Source organism: Microbacterium telephonicum, assembly GCF_003651225.1.
Taxonomy (GTDB): Bacteria; Actinomycetota; Actinomycetes; order Actinomycetales; family Microbacteriaceae; genus Microbacterium; species Microbacterium telephonicum.
Genome location: NZ_RCDB01000003.1, coordinates 127,259 through 144,973 on the forward strand (window position 1 = coordinate 127,259; position 17,715 = coordinate 144,973).

16 protein-coding genes, 1 tRNA gene and 1 pseudogene are annotated in these 17,715 nt (G+C 70.3%); 8 read left to right on the plus strand and 10 right to left on the minus strand.

The annotated features are described in order from the left end of the window. Nucleotides 1-274 (plus strand): AMP-binding enzyme (locus tag C7474_RS10140; RefSeq protein WP_422385793.1); only part of this gene is annotated, 274 nt, incomplete at its 5' end. A 43-nt stretch (nucleotides 275-317) separates the two neighbouring features. On the opposite strand, the gene C7474_RS10145 is transcribed toward C7474_RS10140, so the two are convergent. Continuing rightward, nucleotides 318-908: a TetR family transcriptional regulator gene (locus C7474_RS10145; protein WP_158597323.1), complete on the minus strand. Its 591-nt coding sequence runs from the start codon at nucleotides 906-908 to the stop codon at nucleotides 318-320. 132 nt (nucleotides 909-1,040) lie between these two features. Here C7474_RS10145 and C7474_RS15165 point away from each other — a divergent pair, with 132 nt between their 5' ends. Together C7474_RS15165 and C7474_RS10165 are read left to right on the plus strand one after the other, a co-directional pair. Beyond that, nucleotides 1,041-2,930 carry a hypothetical protein gene (locus C7474_RS15165; protein ID WP_199692427.1) on the plus strand — a complete coding sequence of 630 codons (1,890 nt, stop codon included), beginning with the start codon at nucleotides 1,041-1,043 and terminating at the stop codon, nucleotides 2,928-2,930. A gap of 516 nt (nucleotides 2,931-3,446) precedes the next feature. Then, nucleotides 3,447-3,731, plus strand: a pseudogene (locus tag C7474_RS10165) (AMP-binding enzyme); the annotation flags it as partial. 107 nt (nucleotides 3,732-3,838) lie between these two features. Here the strand turns inward: C7474_RS10165 and C7474_RS10170 are convergent. Both C7474_RS10170 and C7474_RS10175 read right to left on the minus strand, forming a co-directional pair. Continuing rightward, the gene (locus tag C7474_RS10170) at nucleotides 3,839-4,312 is read right to left on the minus strand and encodes a RidA family protein (protein ID WP_121059667.1); all 474 of its coding nucleotides are present in this window, start codon (nucleotides 4,310-4,312) and stop codon (nucleotides 3,839-3,841) included. Beyond that, entirely contained in the window at nucleotides 4,312-4,527 is a 216-nt protein-coding gene (locus C7474_RS10175; protein WP_121059669.1) for a Sp36 family protein, read from the minus strand. Before C7474_RS10175 ends, C7474_RS10170 begins: the two co-directional genes overlap by 1 nt. A 74-nt stretch (nucleotides 4,528-4,601) precedes the next feature. On the opposite strand from C7474_RS10175, the gene C7474_RS10180 reads away from it, so the two are divergent. From C7474_RS10180 to C7474_RS10195, 4 genes are all read left to right on the plus strand, one after another. Further along, a complete protein-coding gene (locus tag C7474_RS10180; protein WP_121059671.1) occupies nucleotides 4,602-7,205 on the plus strand; it encodes a transglycosylase domain-containing protein in 2,604 nt (867 codons plus the stop codon). A 2-nt stretch (nucleotides 7,206-7,207) separates the two neighbouring features. Further along, nucleotides 7,208-8,167, plus strand: coding sequence for a metallophosphoesterase (locus tag C7474_RS10185; RefSeq protein ID WP_121059673.1), 960 nt, complete (start codon nucleotides 7,208-7,210; stop codon nucleotides 8,165-8,167). 55 nt (nucleotides 8,168-8,222) lie between these two features. Continuing rightward, nucleotides 8,223-8,296: transfer RNA gene (locus C7474_RS10190), tRNA-Pro, on the plus strand. 63 nt (nucleotides 8,297-8,359) lie between these two features. After that, complete coding sequence (locus C7474_RS10195; protein WP_121059675.1) at nucleotides 8,360-9,127, plus strand: HAD-IIB family hydrolase; 768 nt, start codon at nucleotides 8,360-8,362, stop codon at nucleotides 9,125-9,127. 31 nt (nucleotides 9,128-9,158) lie between these two features. On the opposite strand, the gene C7474_RS10200 is transcribed toward C7474_RS10195, so the two are convergent. The 6 genes from C7474_RS10200 to sigJ form a co-directional block, all read right to left on the minus strand. Then, nucleotides 9,159-10,430 (minus strand): alpha-hydroxy acid oxidase, encoded by a 1,272-nt coding sequence (locus C7474_RS10200; RefSeq protein WP_121059677.1) that lies wholly within the window; start codon nucleotides 10,428-10,430, stop codon nucleotides 9,159-9,161. 11 nt (nucleotides 10,431-10,441) lie between these two features. Continuing rightward, a complete protein-coding gene (locus tag C7474_RS10205; protein WP_121059679.1) occupies nucleotides 10,442-11,164 on the minus strand; it encodes a FadR/GntR family transcriptional regulator in 723 nt (240 codons plus the stop codon). Between the two features lie 68 nt (nucleotides 11,165-11,232). Continuing rightward, nucleotides 11,233-11,832, minus strand: coding sequence for a thymidine kinase (locus tag C7474_RS10210; RefSeq protein WP_121059681.1), 600 nt, complete (start codon nucleotides 11,830-11,832; stop codon nucleotides 11,233-11,235). A 15-nt stretch (nucleotides 11,833-11,847) separates the two neighbouring features. Then, nucleotides 11,848-13,323 carry a malate:quinone oxidoreductase gene (locus C7474_RS10215; protein WP_422385794.1) on the minus strand — a complete coding sequence of 492 codons (1,476 nt, stop codon included), beginning with the start codon at nucleotides 13,321-13,323 and terminating at the stop codon, nucleotides 11,848-11,850. Between the two features lie 110 nt (nucleotides 13,324-13,433). Then, nucleotides 13,434-14,507, minus strand: coding sequence for an aspartate-semialdehyde dehydrogenase (locus C7474_RS10220; RefSeq protein WP_121059683.1), 1,074 nt, complete (start codon nucleotides 14,505-14,507; stop codon nucleotides 13,434-13,436). Nucleotides 14,508-14,620: 113 nt separating this feature from the next. Continuing rightward, nucleotides 14,621-15,505: an RNA polymerase sigma factor SigJ gene (sigJ, locus tag C7474_RS10225; RefSeq protein ID WP_241965205.1), complete on the minus strand. Its 885-nt coding sequence runs from the start codon at nucleotides 15,503-15,505 to the stop codon at nucleotides 14,621-14,623. 84 nt (nucleotides 15,506-15,589) lie between these two features. On the opposite strand from sigJ, the gene C7474_RS10230 reads away from it, so the two are divergent. Beyond that, complete coding sequence (locus tag C7474_RS10230) at nucleotides 15,590-16,333, plus strand: SDR family oxidoreductase (RefSeq protein ID WP_121059687.1); 744 nt, start codon at nucleotides 15,590-15,592, stop codon at nucleotides 16,331-16,333. A gap of 18 nt (nucleotides 16,334-16,351) precedes the next feature. On the opposite strand, the gene C7474_RS10235 is transcribed toward C7474_RS10230, so the two are convergent. Continuing rightward, on the minus strand, nucleotides 16,352-17,638 hold the full coding sequence (locus C7474_RS10235; RefSeq protein ID WP_121059689.1) for an aspartate kinase: 1,287 nt from the start codon (nucleotides 17,636-17,638) through the stop codon (nucleotides 16,352-16,354). Nucleotides 17,639-17,715 lie beyond the last annotated feature (77 nt).

Consider the following 17,715-nt stretch of genomic DNA (forward strand, 5'->3'; position numbering starts at 1 on the left):
GGCCGTGGTCGCGTTCGTCATCATCAAGCAGAGCTACCTCGACGCGCACTCGCCGGAGGGCCTGGCGGGCACGCTGCGCGCCTGGGTCGGCGAGCAGATCGGCCCGATCGCCCGCCCGCGCGACGTCTACATCGTGGGCGAGCTGCCCAAGACCCGCTCCGGCAAGATCATGCGGCGTCTGCTGCGCGACGTCGCCGAGGGTCGCGAGGTGGGCGACACGACGACGCTCGCCGACACGATGGTGATGAGCGTCATCTCCGCGCAGGTCAAGTAGCGGCGGTCCCGAACACCTCGTGCCGCTGATCGCGGTGCCGGGGTCACCGTGCGGGTACGCTCAGCGCCCTCATCCGCTCGCGCACCCTGCGAAACACGGCGGGGTCGAACGGGAAGTCCCCGCCGTCCTCACCCACCAGCCGCATAACCTCGTCGCCGAGCGTGATGGAGAAGTTCACGATCATCCGCGCCTCGGTGGCGTGATCGGCGTCCGCCAGGCGAGCCGATGCCGGATGTGCATCGAGCCAGTTCTCGATCACGTCCTGCAGTCCGGCGCGACTCGTCCCGGCCGCCCACGACACCGTCGTCGTCGTGCCCGGCTCCCGGGCAAAAAGCGCGAACCGCTTGCGCATGAGTTCGTCGCCACCCTGCCCACGGACCGTCTCCATCACGATCCGCGAGGCGGCGATCACGAGGTCGTCTCGGTGCGCGCCCAAGATGCGCTCGGTGAGCACAGGGTCGTAGACCAGGGCGGATCCGAAGATCGCATGCTCGAGCGAGGGGAAGTAGTTGAAGAACGTGCTGCGCGACACCATCGCCGCTTCGCAGATGCGGTCGACCGTCACGGCGCGAACGCCCTCCTCATAGGCGATTCCGACTGCGGCCTCCTCCATGCCCCGACGCGCGACGCGCATCTTCTTCTCGCGGAGCCCTTCCGTCATCGCCGTCCCTCCTCTCCCTTCATCCACCCTAGGTCATTCTTCCTGGATTGCGTATAAGTTTGGACTGAGTCCATACTTAGCCATGAACCACCAGAAGGGATCGCCATGCCTCACAACGTCGCACGACGACGTCGGAATCTGCTCTCCCCGCTACGCACCGCAGGTGTGCTGTCCGTAGCCACCGGCCTTGTCTTGGTGGGGCTGCCCGCGGTCGCCAGCGCCGCGGAGTCCGAGGCAGGCCACATACTCATCACAACGACTCTCTCCGACGGGACGGCATCCGCTCCGCTCGGCGGCGCGACGGTGACCGTGCTCTCCACCGGCGAGCTCGACCAGGTCATCGCCACCGGCACCACCTCGGCAGACGGAACCGTGTCGGTGCGCATACCCGCGACGGACACCAGCTTCATCGCCGAGGCATCCTGGCCCGGTGCTGTCGGCGACCTCCTCGAACCCGCGGTGAGGAGGGAGTTCAACCCCACGCTGGGAGATGCCGTCACCCTCCCACTGGAGGGCTCCTTCGGTGAGATCAGCGGCGCGGTGACCGCGACGTCGGATGCCTCCCCTCTCGCCGACCTCTCGGGCGCGAGCGTCACCATCCTCAGTGGCGGCACGGCAGTGCAGCGCGTCGCCGTCGCCGCAAACGGAACATTCCGATCAGGCTCATTGCCGACGACATCCACCGACGATTACAGCATCCGCTTCGAGCCGGCCACGGGATTCACGCTCGCGGATGCGCAGCCGTCGGACAATCCCGCCTTCGCGCTTCCCCGAGGCGAAGAGAGTCCCAGCCTCGTCGATGTGGCCCGCTCCTTCGCGCTCATCTCGGATACCGCGGCACCGACCCCCTCACCCACTCCCACAGACACCCCCACGCCCACGCCCACCGCCACCCCGACACCCACGCCCACCGCCACCCCGACACCCACGCCCACCTCCACCCCGACACCGACGCCCACGCCCACCTCCACCCCGACACCGACGCCCACGCCCTCCACCGACCCGGTGCAGCAGGCCTACATCGCGGTCTTCCAGCGCCCGGAGGATGTCGGCCTCACCGGCGCTTTCAGCGGCATCTCGGAGCCCGAGCTTGCCGACCTGCTCGCGGCCGCGGCAGGCACACCGAATGTCACATTCCCTCTCCTCAACGGCTCGGGACAGGCGCTCGGCCTGGCGGAGCGGCCGTCTACGAGCGAGGCGGCCGCCGCAGCCCAGCTGCTGTCGCCGGTGGTCTCCAGGCTGCCGGGTGTGACCGTGAACGAAATCTCGCTCACCGCGTTCGATCTCGAAGGGGCTCTGCGCGCTGTCCAGGATCAGCGTGTCCGGCTGCTCGACCAGCAGCTGTCCTCTCAGGTCACAGCTGTGCAGAAACGCAACGCCCGCGTGCTCACGCTCAACGCGGCCATCACGGCCCTGAACGCATACGTCGCCGGGCCGACTGATGAGTCGCTGGCCACAGCGATCGCGGCCGCACACCCGGCCGTGGAGTCGCACATTCTCCTTTCGGCGACGTCGGACTCCACCGAGGTGAGAACGGCCGCCGCCGACCTCGTCGCAACGCTGCGCGGAGAACTCGACGCCGTCACGAACACTCAGCAGATGGATATGTTGCGGCTGTCCAGCTTGACCGACAAGCGCAGTGAAGCGTTCGACCTGATGTCCTCATTCCTGACGAAGATGCAGGGTTCGCAGTCGTCGATCATCGGCAACATGCGATCGACCCCGATATCGCTCGGCACTGTCCAGTGGGACCGCGCCGCCATCACCGGCAGTTTCGACCTCACCGGCGTCACGAACGGGGAGCACCACCTCATCCTCAGCTTCGACGACATCGGCCTCACCGTCGTTGCCGCGGTGACCGTGCAGCGCAATGAACTCGCCGCGACCGGAGGCGAGTTGAGCCCGGCGCTCTGGGGCGGGGCAGTACTGCTCGTGCTCGGAGCGGGCGCACTGATCGGCTCATCGCTGCGGACGCGACGCCGCACGCGCGTCTGATGCGGTGACCCGCGCGGAGCCCGCCGGCGCCCTCGGCGCGGGCGGGCTCGGGCGAGCTCGAGCTGGCGATGCTCCCGATCGTCCGCGAGACCTGTCGCGGTCTCCTCACCGGAGCGGGCATCGCCACTCTCGACGCCGCGCAGATCCTCATGTCCTGGTCTCACGCCGGGCGATGCCGCGACGCGGTCGGGTTCGCTCGCTTGGGCGGCGTTGCACCACCGCAAGCCACCTCGGGTTAGTACCAGGTCCTCACGCGCGTGAGGGTTCAACCTGATCGAGTCTTCGAGCTCAAGCACTCGTCGTGGGATGCGAAAGTTCGGATAAGCGATGATGTGCGAGGACTCCCCGACGTCGCCCGCGCCCGCGCGAACATCTCCCCCTAGGCTGGCGGATCCGCGCCCGCGCCGGGATGTCGAGGGGGCGACGTCGGTGTCGATCTTCGCCCCGACGAAGAATGACAACGTCGCCCTTCTCCGCTCAACCCCAACGAACCGATCACTGACGCATACTTTGACAACAACCGGTCAGGGCGTGGTCGCGTTCGTCATCATCAAGCAGAGCTACCTCGACGCGCACTCGCCGGAGGGCCTGGCGGGCACGCTGCGCGCCTGGGTCGGCGAGCAGATCGGCCCGATCGCCCGCCCGCGCGACGTCTACATCGTGGGCGAGCTGCCCAAGACCCGCTCCGGCAAGATCATGCGGCGTCTGCTGCGCGACGTCGCCGAGGGTCGCGAGGTGGGCGACACGACGACGCTCGCCGACACGATGGTGATGAGCGTCATCTCCGCGCAGGTCAAGTAGCCGCCAAGTAGCCACATTCACGCGAGTTCGCCGGTCGCGCCGCGAGTTCGCCGGCGAACTCGCGGTCGGACCGGCGAACTCGGCGACGGACCGGCGAACTCGCGGGGTCAGTCGAGCGCGAGCGCGAAGACGACCTCGACCTCGACGGGCGAGTCCAGCGGGAGCACGGGCACCCCGACGGCGGAGCGGGCGTGGCGGCCGGCCTCGCCGAAGATCTCGCCGAGCACCTCGCTCGCGCCGTTGATCACCCCGGGCTGCCCCGTGAACTCGGGGACGGATGCCACGAATCCGGTGACCTTGACGACCTTCGCGATGCGGTCGACACCGCCCGCGACGGCGGCTGCGGCGGCGAGGGCGTTCAGCGCGCACTGCCGGGCGTAGGCCTGGGCGTCGGCGGCGGGCACGAGGCCGTGGCCGTCGCCGACCTTGCCCGTCGCGGGCAGGGATCCCGACACCATGGGGAGCTGACCGGACGTGTAGACGAGGTCGCCGTGCACTGTCGCGGGGATGTAGGCCGCAACCGGCGGGACGACGGCGGGAAGGTCGATGCCGAGCTCGGCCAGACGCGCGGAGACGCTCATCACGCCTCCTCGAACTGCTGCGCGGCCTGCGCGGCGGCGCCGAGACCGGCGTTCGCATCGCCGGCGCCGATGGGGCGCTTGAAGTACGCGACGAGGCCACCCTCGGGGCCGGGGACGATCTGCACGAGCTCCCACCCCTTCTTTCCCCAGTTGTTGAGGATGGCGGCGGTGTTGTGGATCAGCAGGGGGGTCGTGAGGTATTCCCACGTGGTCATGACAGGCTCCTGGAGGTCGACACGGCGCGGGGCGCCGAGGGTTCCTCTCAGCTATCTCCCCTAGCATCAAGCCTATGCCTCACTCGAAACGCACGGCCACCGGCGTGCTCGGCGGACTGCTCGGCCTCGTCGGCCTGAGCGCCGTCGCCGGCCTCCTCATCACCGCGACGGTCACCCCCGCCATCGCCGTGTCGGGGTACGCGGCCTCGTCGGCGATCACGATGTTCGACAACATGCCGAGCTACCTCCAGCCGGAGAAGCTCATGATGCCGACCGAGATCTACAAGAAGGCCTCGGACGGCTCCGACGTGCTGATGGCGGAGTTCTACGACCAGAACCGCATCCCCGTCACGTGGGAGGAGGTCGCGCCCGTCATGTACGACGCGATCCTCTCCAGTGAGGACAAGAACTTCTACTCTCACGGCGGCGTCGACCTGCTCGGGACGATGAAGGCGCTCGTCGGCAACGCGAGTTCGGGCTCGAACCGCGGTGGCTCCTCGATCACGCAGCAGTACGTGAAGAACGTGCTCCAGCAGAACTGCGAGGTCACGGCGAAGAGCCAGGAGGAAGTGCAGGACTGCTACCGCGAGACCACCGTCTCCAGCGGTGTCGAAGGCTACGAGCGCAAGCTGCAGGAGATGCGCTACGCCATCCAGCTCGAGCAGGAGGTCTCCAAGGACGACATCCTTCTCGGCTACCTCAACATCGCCGCCTTCGGCGGCACGACCTACGGCATCGGCGCCGCAGCCGAGCGCTACTTCGGCGTCGCCGCGAAGGACCTCACGATCGTGCAGGCCGCGACGATCGCCGGCATGGTGCAAGAGCCGAACACGCTGCGCATCGACCTGCCCGACGGCACGATGACCAACAAGGCCGGCGAAGCGGTCAACGGTGCCGCCGACGGCTATTCCGTCACCAAGGAGCGCCGCGACTACGTGCTCGGCCGCATGCTCACCGACGGCAAGATCACCCAGGCGGAGTACGACGAGGCGATCGCCACCCCGGTCACCCCCAACGTCACGACGCGCCCGGTCGGCTGCACGCAGGCCGTCGGTGCCGAGTTCTTCTGCGACTACGTGCGCTCGATCATCACGACCGACCCGGCGTTCGGCGAGACCGACGCCGACCGCGCGGCCGCCCTGCGCCGCGGCGGGCTCAAGGTCTACACGACCCTCGACTCCGACCTGCAGGCCGCGGCCGTCGACGCGATCAGCGTCGTGCCCGCCAGTGTCGGCTACATGAACCTCGGCGCCTCCGGCATCCAGCTGGAGGTCGGCACCGGACGTGTGCTCTCGATGGTCCAGAACCGCGGCTACGACCCGGCCGCGACGGAGGAGAACGCCCCCACGACCGCCGTCAACTACAACGTGCGCGGAATCAACGGCGGTGGCGGTCACGCGGCCGGTTCGACGTACAAGCTCTTCAGCCTCGTCAACTGGCTCGAACAGGGTCACTCGGTCAACGAGGTCATCAACGGACGCGTCGGCAAGAAGAAGGTGCAGACCTGCGACGGCGCGACCCAGACCGTCGACGCGGACAACTCCGGCCAGCCCGGCCACATCGGCAACTTCGAAAACAACTCGGGCTACAGCGGCACGCCGTACAACTTCACGCGCGACTCGCTGAACTCCGGCTTCTTCGCGATGGCGGAGAAGATCTCGGTCTGCTCGACGAACCGGGTCGCCATGAAGATGGGCGTCGTCCTCGGCAACGACGGCGGCGCGCTGGATCAGACGAACCTGCCCTACAACGTGCTCGGCGACCAGTACGTCGCTCCGATCGACATGGCCGCCGCCTATGCGACCGTCGCGGCCAACGGCGTGCTGTGCCAGCCGAAGGCGATCGACCGCGTCGTCGATCGTGACGGCACCGAGTTCACCCCGGAGCGCACCTGCGACCGCGTCATCAGTGAGGCCGTCGCGGCCACCGCGGCCGACACCCTGGTCGGCGTCATGAGCGGCACCGGTATCGGCGCCCGCATCGGCGACGGCACCCCGGTGTTCGGCAAGACCGGTATCCACGAGTACTTCCACACCTGGATGGACGGGTCGTCGACCAAGGTGACGACGGTCGTGTGGGTCGGCAACGTCAAGGGCGAGGCGCGCCTCAACGAGTACCGCGAGAGCGGCTATCAGCTCTCCCGCATCCGCAACTCGATCTGGCCCAAGATGCAGGGCGCCGCGAACTCCAAGTACGGCGGCGACCGCTTCCCCGAGCCGGCCGCAGAGCTCACCAAGCGCGTGCTCACCGACCTGCCGTCGGTGATCGGTCAGACGGTCGAGCAGGCGAGGAGCACGCTCCAGGCCGCCGGCTTCTCGGTGAACGTCGCCGACGCCGCCGACGGGGTCGAGGCCGCCGGCACGATCATCGCGCAGGACCCGGGCGCCGGGAAGGCGCCGGGTGGGGCGACGGTCACGATCACGCCGAGCAACGGCTCGGGTGTCGCGGTGCCGGGCGTCAGCGGAACCCCGCAGGATGCCGCCCGACAGCTCGCGCAGGCCGGATTCGCGTCGGTCTCTGCGGAGTGCACGCAGGGCGGCGACTCCGACCAGGGCGTCGTGACGGGCACCAACCCGGCCGCCGGCACGATCACGAACCGTGGCACGGCGATCACGATCCAGTACCAGGCCAAGGACTGCAGCCGCGCCGGTGGTGGCGGCGGCCGCGGCAACGGCTGATCGTGCACCATGCGACACGCACCGCCCTCACCGCGCTCGGCGTGGTGGGGGCGGTCGGCGCGGGGTGCGCGGTGTGGGGCGTCGGGATCGAGCGGTTCCTGTTCACGCTGCGCCGCCACGACCTCGCCGTCCTCCCCGCCGGCTCCCCCAGCCTGACGCTGCTGCACCTGTCCGACGCACACATGGCGCCGTGGCAGCACCGCAAACAGGAGTGGATCGCGCGGATCGCCGAGCACGTGCAACCCGACCTCGTCGTGAACACCGGCGACAACCTGGGGCACCCCGAGGGCCTCGTCGGCATCCGCGCCGCCTTCGCCCCGCTGCGCGGCGTGCCCGGTGTCTTCGTGCACGGCTCCAACGACGTCGTGGGCCCCTCGGCCCGCAACCCGCTGCGGTACTTCCAGGGGCCGTCGGCGCGTCCCAAGCGCGGCGACGTGCTCGACACCGCCGCGATGAACTCTTACTTCACCGACGAGCTCGGCTGGGCCGACATCAACAATGCCGCGACGCGCCTCGGCGTCGCCGGGCTCACGCTCGACACGTTCGGCGTGTCCGACGCGCACCGGGACTGGGACGACCTCGACGCGCTGCCGTCCGCGATCGATCGGATGCGGCGCGGCACGTGGTGGCGCGGCGCCCCCGCGGCGGCGCTGACGCTCGGCGTCACCCATGCGCCGTACCGTCGCGTGCTCGACCGGTTCACCGAGCTCGGCGCCGATGTGCTCATCGCCGGGCACACGCACGGCGGCCAGGTGCGCGTCCCGTTCAGCCGCTCCGCCCTCGTCGCCAACTGCGACATCCCGCTCGACCAAGCGCGCGGCCTGTCGACGTGGGAGCACGACGCGCGCCGCGTCCCACTGAACGTCAGCGCCGGTCTCGGCCACTCGATCTACGCGCCGGTGCGCTTCGGATGCCGCCCCGAGGCGAGCGTGCTGACCCTGCATCCGGTCGCCGCGGCGTGACCCCGCCCCGATTCGGTTCTGCGGCGCCGACAGGGTAGACTCATGGGGTTGTCTCCGGGGTGTGGCGCAGCTTGGTAGCGCGCTTCGTTCGGGACGAAGAGGCCGCAGGTTCAAATCCTGTCACCCCGACAACCGAGAGGCTCCACCCGCGGGTGGAGCCTCTCGCATATCCCCCGCAGAACCGGAGATCGCATGACCGCGCCCCGTCTCGTCGCCTTCGACCTCGACGACACCCTCGCCCCCTCGAAGAGCCCGATCGACGCCCGGATGGGCGCCTTGCTGGTGGCCCTCGCCGAGCGCGTCGAGGTCGCCATCATCTCGGGCGGCCAGCTGCAGCAGTTCCAGATGCAGGTCGTCGAGCGGCTGCCGGAGGGGACCGATACCGGCCTCCTGGACCGCTTCCACCTCATGCCCACGTGCGGCACGCAGTACTACCGCCTCAACGCCGACGGTGCGCAGACGGTGTACGCCCACGCACTCACCGACGACGAGAAGCAGCGCGCCCTGACCGCCGTCGAAGAGGAGGCTCGCCGCCTCGACCTGTGGGAGGCGCAGACCTGGGGCCCCATCCTCGAAGACCGCGGCTCGCAGATCACCTTCTCCGCGCTCGGCCAGGCGGCGCCGGTCGCCGCCAAGACCGCGTGGGATCCGACGGGCGCGAAGAAGAACGCGCTGCGCGACGCCGTCGCCGCCCGCATCCCCGACCTCGAGGTGCGCTCCGGCGGATCCACGTCGGTCGACATCACGCGGCAGGGCATCGACAAGGCCTACGGCATGCGTCAGCTCGCCGACCAGACGGGCATCGCCCTCGACGACATGCTGTTCGTCGGCGACCGACTCGACGAGCACGGCAACGACTACCCGGTGCTCGCGATGGGCGTCACCTGCCATGCCGTCGAGGGCTGGGAAGACACCGCCGGGTACCTCGACGCGCTCATCCCGACGCTGCCCACGCGCTGAGCGCGGACGGCGTCGGAGACCGCCTACCGGCTCAGGCCTTCGCCCGGGCGGGCGCGCGACGCGCCGCCGGCCGCGCGATCGGCGCGAGGCGCTGCAGCTGCGTGACGTGACGCGGCTCGAGCTCGGCCAGCGACGAGACGCCCAGCAGCGCCATGGTGCGCTCGATCTCGGTGCGCAGGATGGTGATCGTGCGGTCGACCCCGCGGCGCCCGCCGGCCATGAGGCCGTACAGGTAGGCGCGGCCGATGAGCGTGAACTTCGCCCCCAGCGCGACGGAGGCGACGATGTCGGCGCCGTTCATGATGCCGGTGTCGACCATGATCGTCGCGTCCTTGCCGACTTCGCGCACGACCTGCGGCAGCAGGTGGAACGGGATCGGCGCACGGTCGAGCTGTCGTCCGCCGTGGTTGGACAGCACGATGCCGTCGACGCCCAGGTCGATGAGCCGCTTGCTGTCGACGACGTTCTGCACGCCCTTGACGACGATCTTCCCCGGCCACATCGAGCGGATGATCTCGAGGTCCTCGTAGCTGATCGTCGGGTCCATCGCGGCGTTGAGCAGCTCTCCCACGGTGCCGCCCGTCGTCGTCAGCGACGCGAACTCCAGCTTGGGGGTCGTGAGGAAGTCGATCCACCACCAGGGGCGCGGGATCGCGTTGACGATCGTGCCGACGGTCAGCTGCGGCGGGATGGAGAAGCCGTTGCGCTTGTCGCGCAGGCGGGCGCCGGCGATCGGGGTGTCGACGGTGAACATGAGCGTGTCGAATCCGGCATCCGCGGCCCGCGTCACGAGCCCGTAGGACACCTCGCGCTCGCGCATCACGTACAGCTGGAACCAGTTGCGGCCGTGGGGGTTGGCGGCGCGCACGTTCTCGATCGAGGTCGTGCCCAGCGTCGACAGGGTGAACGGGATGCCGGCCGCCGCCGCCGCGCCCGCTCCGGCGACCTCGCCCTCGGTCTGCATGAGCCGCGTGAAGCCGGTCGGCGCGATGCCGAACGGCAGCGCCGAGGGTCCGCCGAGGATCTGCGTGGAGGTGTCGACGTGGGCGGCGGGGCGGAGGATGTCGGGGTGGAACTCGACGTCTTCGAACGCCTGCCGGGCCCGCGCCAACGAGATCTCGCCCTCCGCCGCGCCGTCGGTGTAGTCGAACGCCGCCTTCGGGGTGCGGCGTTTGGCGATCGTCCGCAGGTCGGCGATCGTCAGCGCGGACTCGAGCCGCCGCTTCGTGGCGTCGAGTTCGGGCTTCTTGAACTGCATCAGCTCGAGCAGCTCGCCGATCTTGGGGAGTTGACGCTGGACCATGCGGGGGTTCCTCAATTCTGTGCGGCGGGGTCTGCCAGACCCGCGTCGCGGTAGTAGCCGGAGATGTGCTCGCGCACGAGTTCGCGGGCGCGCTCGACGTCGCCCGCCTCGATCGCGTCGATCACCTCGTGGTGCTCGTGGCGCAGGCGCCGCGCCGTGCCGTCCCAGTCGGGGATGTTCGCCGCGCCGGTGCGGACGTAGCCGTCGATCGTGGGACGCAGCCCCGCCATCGTCGCGGCGACCACGATGTTGCCGGCGGCATCCGTCAGGCGCAGGTGGAACTGGGCGTCGAGGGCCAGGAAGTCCTCGACGGAGAGGCCCTCGGCGTCCATCGCGGCCAGCGTCGCCCGGGCGTCGGCGAGGGCCGGCGCGTCGGCGGCCGCGAGGTGGCTCACGGCCCACTCCTCCAGCAGCAGTCGCGTCTCGTACACGTCGGGGACGGGGAAGCCCTGCGCCGCCACCTGCAGGCGCAACAGCTGCGCGAGCCCGCCGTGGGGCGTCGCGACGATGATGGCACCGGAGGTCGGGCCCGACCCGGTCGCCGTGCGGATGAGGCCCATGACCTCGAGCACGCGGAGCGCTTCACGGACGCTGGAGCGCCCCACCCCGAGGGTGGCGGCGAGCTCGCGCTCGGGCTGCAGCCGGTCTCCGGGGCCCAGGCGCCCCTCCAGCAGGTCCGACTCGATCTTCTCGAGCACGACGCGCCATGCGCGCGGGGTCGCGGTTTCCGCCATCGGGTTCCTCTCGGTGTCAGACCACATTAACTCCGGTGGTCAGACCTTGCAAACCCGGCAGGGCGGTGTTACGCCAGACGTCCGCCCGACTCGCGCAGGTAGCACTCCGCGCACATCGACTCGTACGTCACCTTGTCGGCCGCGAGCTCGTCGATCGCGACCTGGTCGCCGTCGAACACGAAGCGCCCTCCGACCAGCCGCGCGTTGAACAGCGCCTTGCGCCCGCAGCGGCAGATGGTCTTCAGCTCCTCGAGGCTGTGGGCGAGCTCGAGCAGGCGCGCCGACCCGGGGAAGGCACGGGTCTGGAAATCGGTGCGGATGCCGTAGGCGAGCACCGGAATGCCGTCGTCCACGACGATCCGCAGCAGGTCGTCGACCTGGTGCGGCTGCAGGAACTGGGCCTCGTCGATCAGCAGGCAGGCGAGGTTCGGCACTCGGGCGCGGTGCTCGGCGAACAGGGCGCGCAGATCGTCGCCTGCCGCAATGAGGAAGTCGACCGGACGCGAGACCCCCAGCCGGCTCGCGATCTGGTCGGCGCCCTTCGTGTCGATCTCCGGCTTGGCCAGCAGCACGTGCTGGCCGCGCTCCTCGTAGTTGTAGGCGGCCTGCAGCAGCGCCGTCGACTTGCCCGAGTTCATCGCGCCGTAGCGGAAGTAGAGCTTCGCCACCGTCGGTCCCCCGCGTCAGCGCGCGATCGAGAGCACGTCGGCGGTGCGCGTCATCGACGCGTCGGCCGCGGCCGCATCCGGGTTCAGCGTCGTTCCGTAGCTCGGGATGAGCCCCCGCAGCGTCGGCTCCCACGCGGCCATCCGGTCGGGGAAGCACGTCTTGAGCAGTCCCAGCATGATCGACGCCGCCGTCGAGGCGCCCGGCGAGGCGCCCAGCAGACCGGCGATCGTGCCGTCCTCGGAGGTGACGACCTCGGTGCCGAACTGCAGCACGCCACCCTTCTCGGGGTCGCGCTTCATCACCTGCGCGCGCTGGCCGGCCTGGATGAGCTCCCAGTCCTCGTCCTTCGCGGTCGGCATGAACACGCGCAACGAGTCGACCTTCTTGCGGTGGGTCTTCGTGAGCTCGCCGACGAGGTACTTCACGAGGTCGACGTTGGTGACGGCGACCTTGAGCATGGGGCCGATGTTGCCGGGGCGCACCTGCGCGACGATGTCGGTGATGCGGCCGGTCTTGAGGAATTTGGGGCTGAACGTCGCGAACGGACCGAACAGCAGCGAGGTCTCCCCGTCGACGACACGCGTGTCGAGGTGGGGCACCGACATCGGCGGCGCCCCGACGGAGGCCTGCGAATACACCTTCGCCTTGTGCTGGGCGACGACGGCAGGGTTGGTCGTCTTCAGGAACTGGCCGCCGATCGGGAACACGCCGTACCCGGCGATCTCCGGGATGCCCGAGGACTGCAGCAGCTTGATCGCCCACCCGCCGGCGCCGACGAAGACGAAGCGGGAGCGGATCGCGCCGGGCGTGCGCCCCAGCGTACGCCGGTACGAGATCTTCCAGGTGCCGTCGTCCTGCTTGCGCAGGCGCCGCACCTCGGTGTTGGTGCGCACGTCGACGCCCTGCGCGACCAGGTGGTCGAGCATCTGCCGCGTGAGCGCGCCGAAGTCGACGTCGGTGCCGGCCGGCACGCGCGTCGCGGCGAACGGCTCCCCCGCGCGGCGCTGCTTCATCAGTAGCGGCGCCCACTGGTGGATGACGCGCGAGTCCTCGGAGTATTCGATGCCCTCGAACAGCGGCTGGTCCTTGAGCGCCTCGTAGCGCTTCTTGAGGTAGGCGACGTCCTTCTCACCGCGCACGAACGTCATGTGCGGCGCGGTGTTGATGAAGGAGCTGGGCTCGTCGAGCACGCCGCGCTCGACGAGCGAGGACCACAGCTGACGGCTCTGCTGGAACTGCTCGTTGATGGCGATCGCCTTCGCCGGATCGACCGAGCCGTCGGCCGCCTCGGGCATGTAGTTGAGCTCGCACAGCGCCGCGTGACCGGTGCCGGCATTGTTCCACGCGTTGGAGGACTCCTGGGCGACGTCGCTCAGCCGCTCGAGCACGAGAATCTTCCAGTCCGGCTGCAGCTGCGTGAGGAGGGTCCCGAGGGTGGCGCTCATGATGCCGCCGCCGATGAGGACCGCGTCGTACGTCTGGGTGGTCACGATGGTCCAGTCTAGGCCGGGAAAACCCGTGTCCCGTCCGTCCGGCGCCGCGCGCACCGGCAAGGATCGCGGTTCTTGCCCGGCTGTCAACCACGCCCCCCGCGCTGCGCTCAGGCCGCGTCGATCCCCAGGCGTGCGGCGACCAGCTCCGCGATCTGCACGGCGTTGAGTGCGGCGCCCTTGCGCAGGTTGTCGTTGGAGATGAACAGCACGAGGCCCTTGCCCTCGGGTGCGGACTGGTCGGCACGGATGCGGCCCACGAAACTCGGGTCGGCGCCGGCGGCCTGCAGCGGCGTCGGGACCTCTTCGAGGACCACGCCGGGGGCGGATGCGAGGATCTCGCGTGCCCGCTCGGGGGTGAGGTCGTCACGGAACTCGGCGTGGATCGACAGCGAGTGCCCGGTGAACACCGGCACGCGCACGCAGGTGCCCGCGACGCGGAGGTCCGGCAGTTCGAGGATCTTGCGGCTCTCGTTGCGGAGCTTCTTCTCCTCGTCGGTCTCGTTGTCGCCGTCGTCGACGAGGTTGCCGGCGAGCGGGATCACGTCGAACGCGATCGGCGCGACGTACTTCTCGGGCTGCGGGAAGTCGACGGCCGAGCCGTCGTGGACGAGGTCGAGCGTGCGGCCCTGGGCGAGCACGCCCTCGACCTGGCCGAGCAGCTCCTGCGCGCCGGCCAGGCCCGAGCCGGAGACGGCCTGGTACGTCGAGACGATCAGGCGCTCGAGTCCCGCGGCCGCGTGAAGGGGCTTGAGGACGGGCATCGCGGCCATCGTCGTGCAGTTCGGGTTGGCGATGATGCCCTTGGGCAGATCCTCAATGGCATGCGGGTTGACCTCGCTCACGACGAGCGGAACCTCGGGGTCCATGCGCCACGCGCTGGAGTTGTCGACGACGACGGCGCCGGCCTCCGCGAAGCGCGGGGCGTGCGCGCGCGAGCCGGTGGCTCCGGCCGAGAACAGGGCGATGTCGATGCCGGCCGGGTCGGCGGTCGCGATGTCTTCGACGACGATGGTCGCACCGCCGAACTCGACGGCCTGGCCCGCGCTGCGCGCCGTGGCGAACAGGCGCAGCTCGCGGATCGGGAATGCGCGCTCGGCCAGAATCTCGCGCATGACCGTCCCCACCTGGCCGGTGGCGCCGACGACGGCGACGGAGAGTCCGGAATCTGAGATGCGGGTCATGACGGATCCTTGCGATGGTGCGGGAGGGGGCCCGAGCGGGCGGATGCCGCGATTCTACCGGCCGCGCGCGCCGGGGGCGACGCGGTGTGACGCGCCGCGGCACCCGCCGTGCCTCAGGCCCACAGTCGCAGCTTGGCGGGGTTGCGCATGATCCAGACATCGGTGATGCGCGCGTCGGCGTCCGCCTCGCCGGAGACGCCCACAGTGACGACACCCAGCAGCGCGTCGCCGTCGCGGATCGCGACACCCGCGCCGTCGCCGGTGACGACGGGTTCGAGGCGCGCGGTCGGGTTCTTGCGTGCGAGCCCCAGCAGGAAGCGCGCCACGGCATCCGCGCCGTGCACCGGGCGACGGGCGGCCGAGACGACACCGCCGCCATCCGAGCGCAGCACGGCATCGGGGTCGAGCGCGGCCACGACGGCGGCGAGCTCCCCCGTCGCGCAGGCCGCCACGAAGGCGGCGACGAGTGTGTCGTGACGTTCGCGGGCCGCCGCGCGGCGGCGGCCGTCGCGCACGCGGCGGCGGGCGGACGAGGCGAGCTGGCGGCATGCCGCCGCCGAGCGGCCGATCACCGCCGCGATCTCGTCGAAGGACACCGCGAACACGTCGTGCAGCACGAAGACCACGCGTTCGGCGGGGGTGAGGGTCTCGAGCACGAGCAGCAGCGCGGTCGAGACGGCCTCGGATCTCTCGACCCGCTCGTAGGGATCGAGCGCGGCGTGGGCCACCGACGAGTCGGCGGGGACGGGCTCCGGCAGCCATTCCCCCACATACCTCTCGCGACGCGCCCGCGCCGACCCCAGCACGTCGAGGCAGATCCGACCGGTGACACGCGTCAACCACGCACCGGGCGAGCGGATGTCGGCGCGATCGGCATCCGGCAGCCGCATCCATCGCACGTACGTCTCCTGCACGGCGTCCTCGGCGTCGGCGAGGGTCCCCAGCATGCCGAAGGCTACCGCAGTCAGCGCCGCGCGGTGGGTCTCGAGGGGGTCCATCCCGACGAACATCTCACATTCCGCCTCGCTGCGTCGTCGAATCGGTGAGGGCGCCGACAGGCGGCGGCCGGAAGAGAGGACGTCATGAGGATCGCCGTCGCAGGTGCCACCGGAACCGTCGGGAGAGAGGTCGTCACGCATGCGCGCACACGCGGGCACGACGTCGTGGAACTGGCGCGCAGCCGCGGAGTCGACCTGGTCACCGGCGCCGGGGTCGCCGCGGCGCTGGCCGGCGCCGACACGGTGATCGACGTCGCAAGCGTCGGGACACTGAGCGCGCAGGCGTCGACGACGTTCTTCCGGGCCGCCACGGGCAACCTGCTGCGCGAGGCGCGACGGACGGGCGCGCAGCATGCCGTGCTGCTGTCGATCGTCGGGATCAACGCGAACCCGCACGGCTACTACGCCGGCAAGGTCGCGCAGGAGGAGCTCGTCACGACCGGCCCGGTGCCCTGGACGATCGTGCGTGCGACGCAGTTCCACGAGTTCGCCGGGCAGGTCGCCGCCCAGGCGAAGGCGGGACCGCTGCAGCTGGCTCCGCGGGCGCGTGTGCAGCCGATCGCCGCCGTCGAGGTCGCCCGGCACCTCGTGGGCATCGCCGAGAACGCGCCCATCGGTCGGGCGACCGACATCACCGGCCCCCGCGAGGAGGAGCTCGCCGAGATGGTGCGGGCGTGGGTTCGCCGACGCGGCGCGCGCGGCCCGGTGCTCGCCGTGCCGCTGCCGACGGCGCAGATGCGCGGGATGCGCCGCGGCGCGCAACTGCCCGGCGCCGACGCGCTGCGGCTCGGCCCGACATACGCGGACTGGCTCAGCGCACGCGGGTGAGGCGGGCCCGAGCGGTCGTCAGCGTCCCGTGCCGGCGTAGACGACCGCTTCGGTGTCGCCGTCGAGCCCGTACGCGGTGTGCACCACGCGGGCGGCGCCGGCGAGGTCGTCGCCGCGCACGACGACCGAGATGCGGATCTCGGAGGTCGAGATCATCTCGATGTTGACCCCCGCCGTCGACAGCGCCTCGAACAGCGTCGCCGAGACGCCCGAGTGGGTGCGCATGCCCGCTCCGACGACCGACAGCTTTCCGATCTGGTCGTCGTGGATGAGGCTCTCGAACCCGACCTCGGACTGCTCGGCCGCGAGGGCGCGCAGGGCCGACGGGGCGTCGGTCTTGGGCAGCGTGAACGAGATGTCGGTGCGGCCGGTGGCGGCGGCCGACACGTTCTGCACGATCATGTCGACGTTCGCGCCGCTCTTGGACACGATCTTGAAGATCTCGGCGGCCTTGCCCGGCACGTCCGGGACGCCGACGACCGTGATCTTGGCCTGGCTGAGGTCGGTGGCCACACCGGCGACGATCGGCTCTTCCATCTTCTCTCCTTCTGCATCGCCCGGCACCGTCATGCCCGGGCCCAGCACGTACGTGCCGACGCCGGGGCTGAAGGTGGAGCGGGCGTGGATCATGACGCCGTGCCGGCGAGCGTATTCGACGGCGCGGATGTAGAGGACCTTGGCGCCGTTGGCGGCGAGTTCGAGCATCTCCTCGGCGCTGACGACCGGGAGCTTGCGGGCCTGCGGCACGACGCGGGGGTCGGCGGTGAAGATGCCGTCGACGTCGCTGTAGATCTCGCATACGTCGGCCTCGAGGGCGGCGGCGAGCGCGACGGCCGTCGTGTCCGATCCGCCACGGCCGAGGGTCGTGATGTCGCGGGTGTCGCGGTTGAAACCCTGGAATCCGGCGACGATGACGATCGCGCCCTCGTCGAGCGCCTCACGCAGGCGCACCGGGGTGACGTCGACGATGCGGGCGCTGCCGTGGTCGGCGGTGGTGATCATGCCCGCCTGACTGCCGGTGAACGAGCGCGCCTCGAAGCCCATGGAGTGGATCGCCATCGCCAGCAGCGCCATCGAGATGCGCTCGCCCGAGCTGAGCAGCATGTCGAGCTCGCGCGGGGCGGGGATCGGGGCCACCTGGTGGGCGAGGTCGACGAGCTCGTCGGTCGTGTCGCCCATGGCGCTGACGGCGACGACCACGTCGTGCCCGGCGCGCCGCGCATCGACGATCCGCTTCGCGACGCGCTTGATGCTCTCGGCGTCGGAGACGGAGGACCCGCCGTACTTCTGGACGATCAGCGCCACGTTTCGATCTCCCGGGTGATGAGCGGCCGCGCAGCGACCGGCGGGCCGGCGGATGCCGCACCCGACGTCCCATCTTA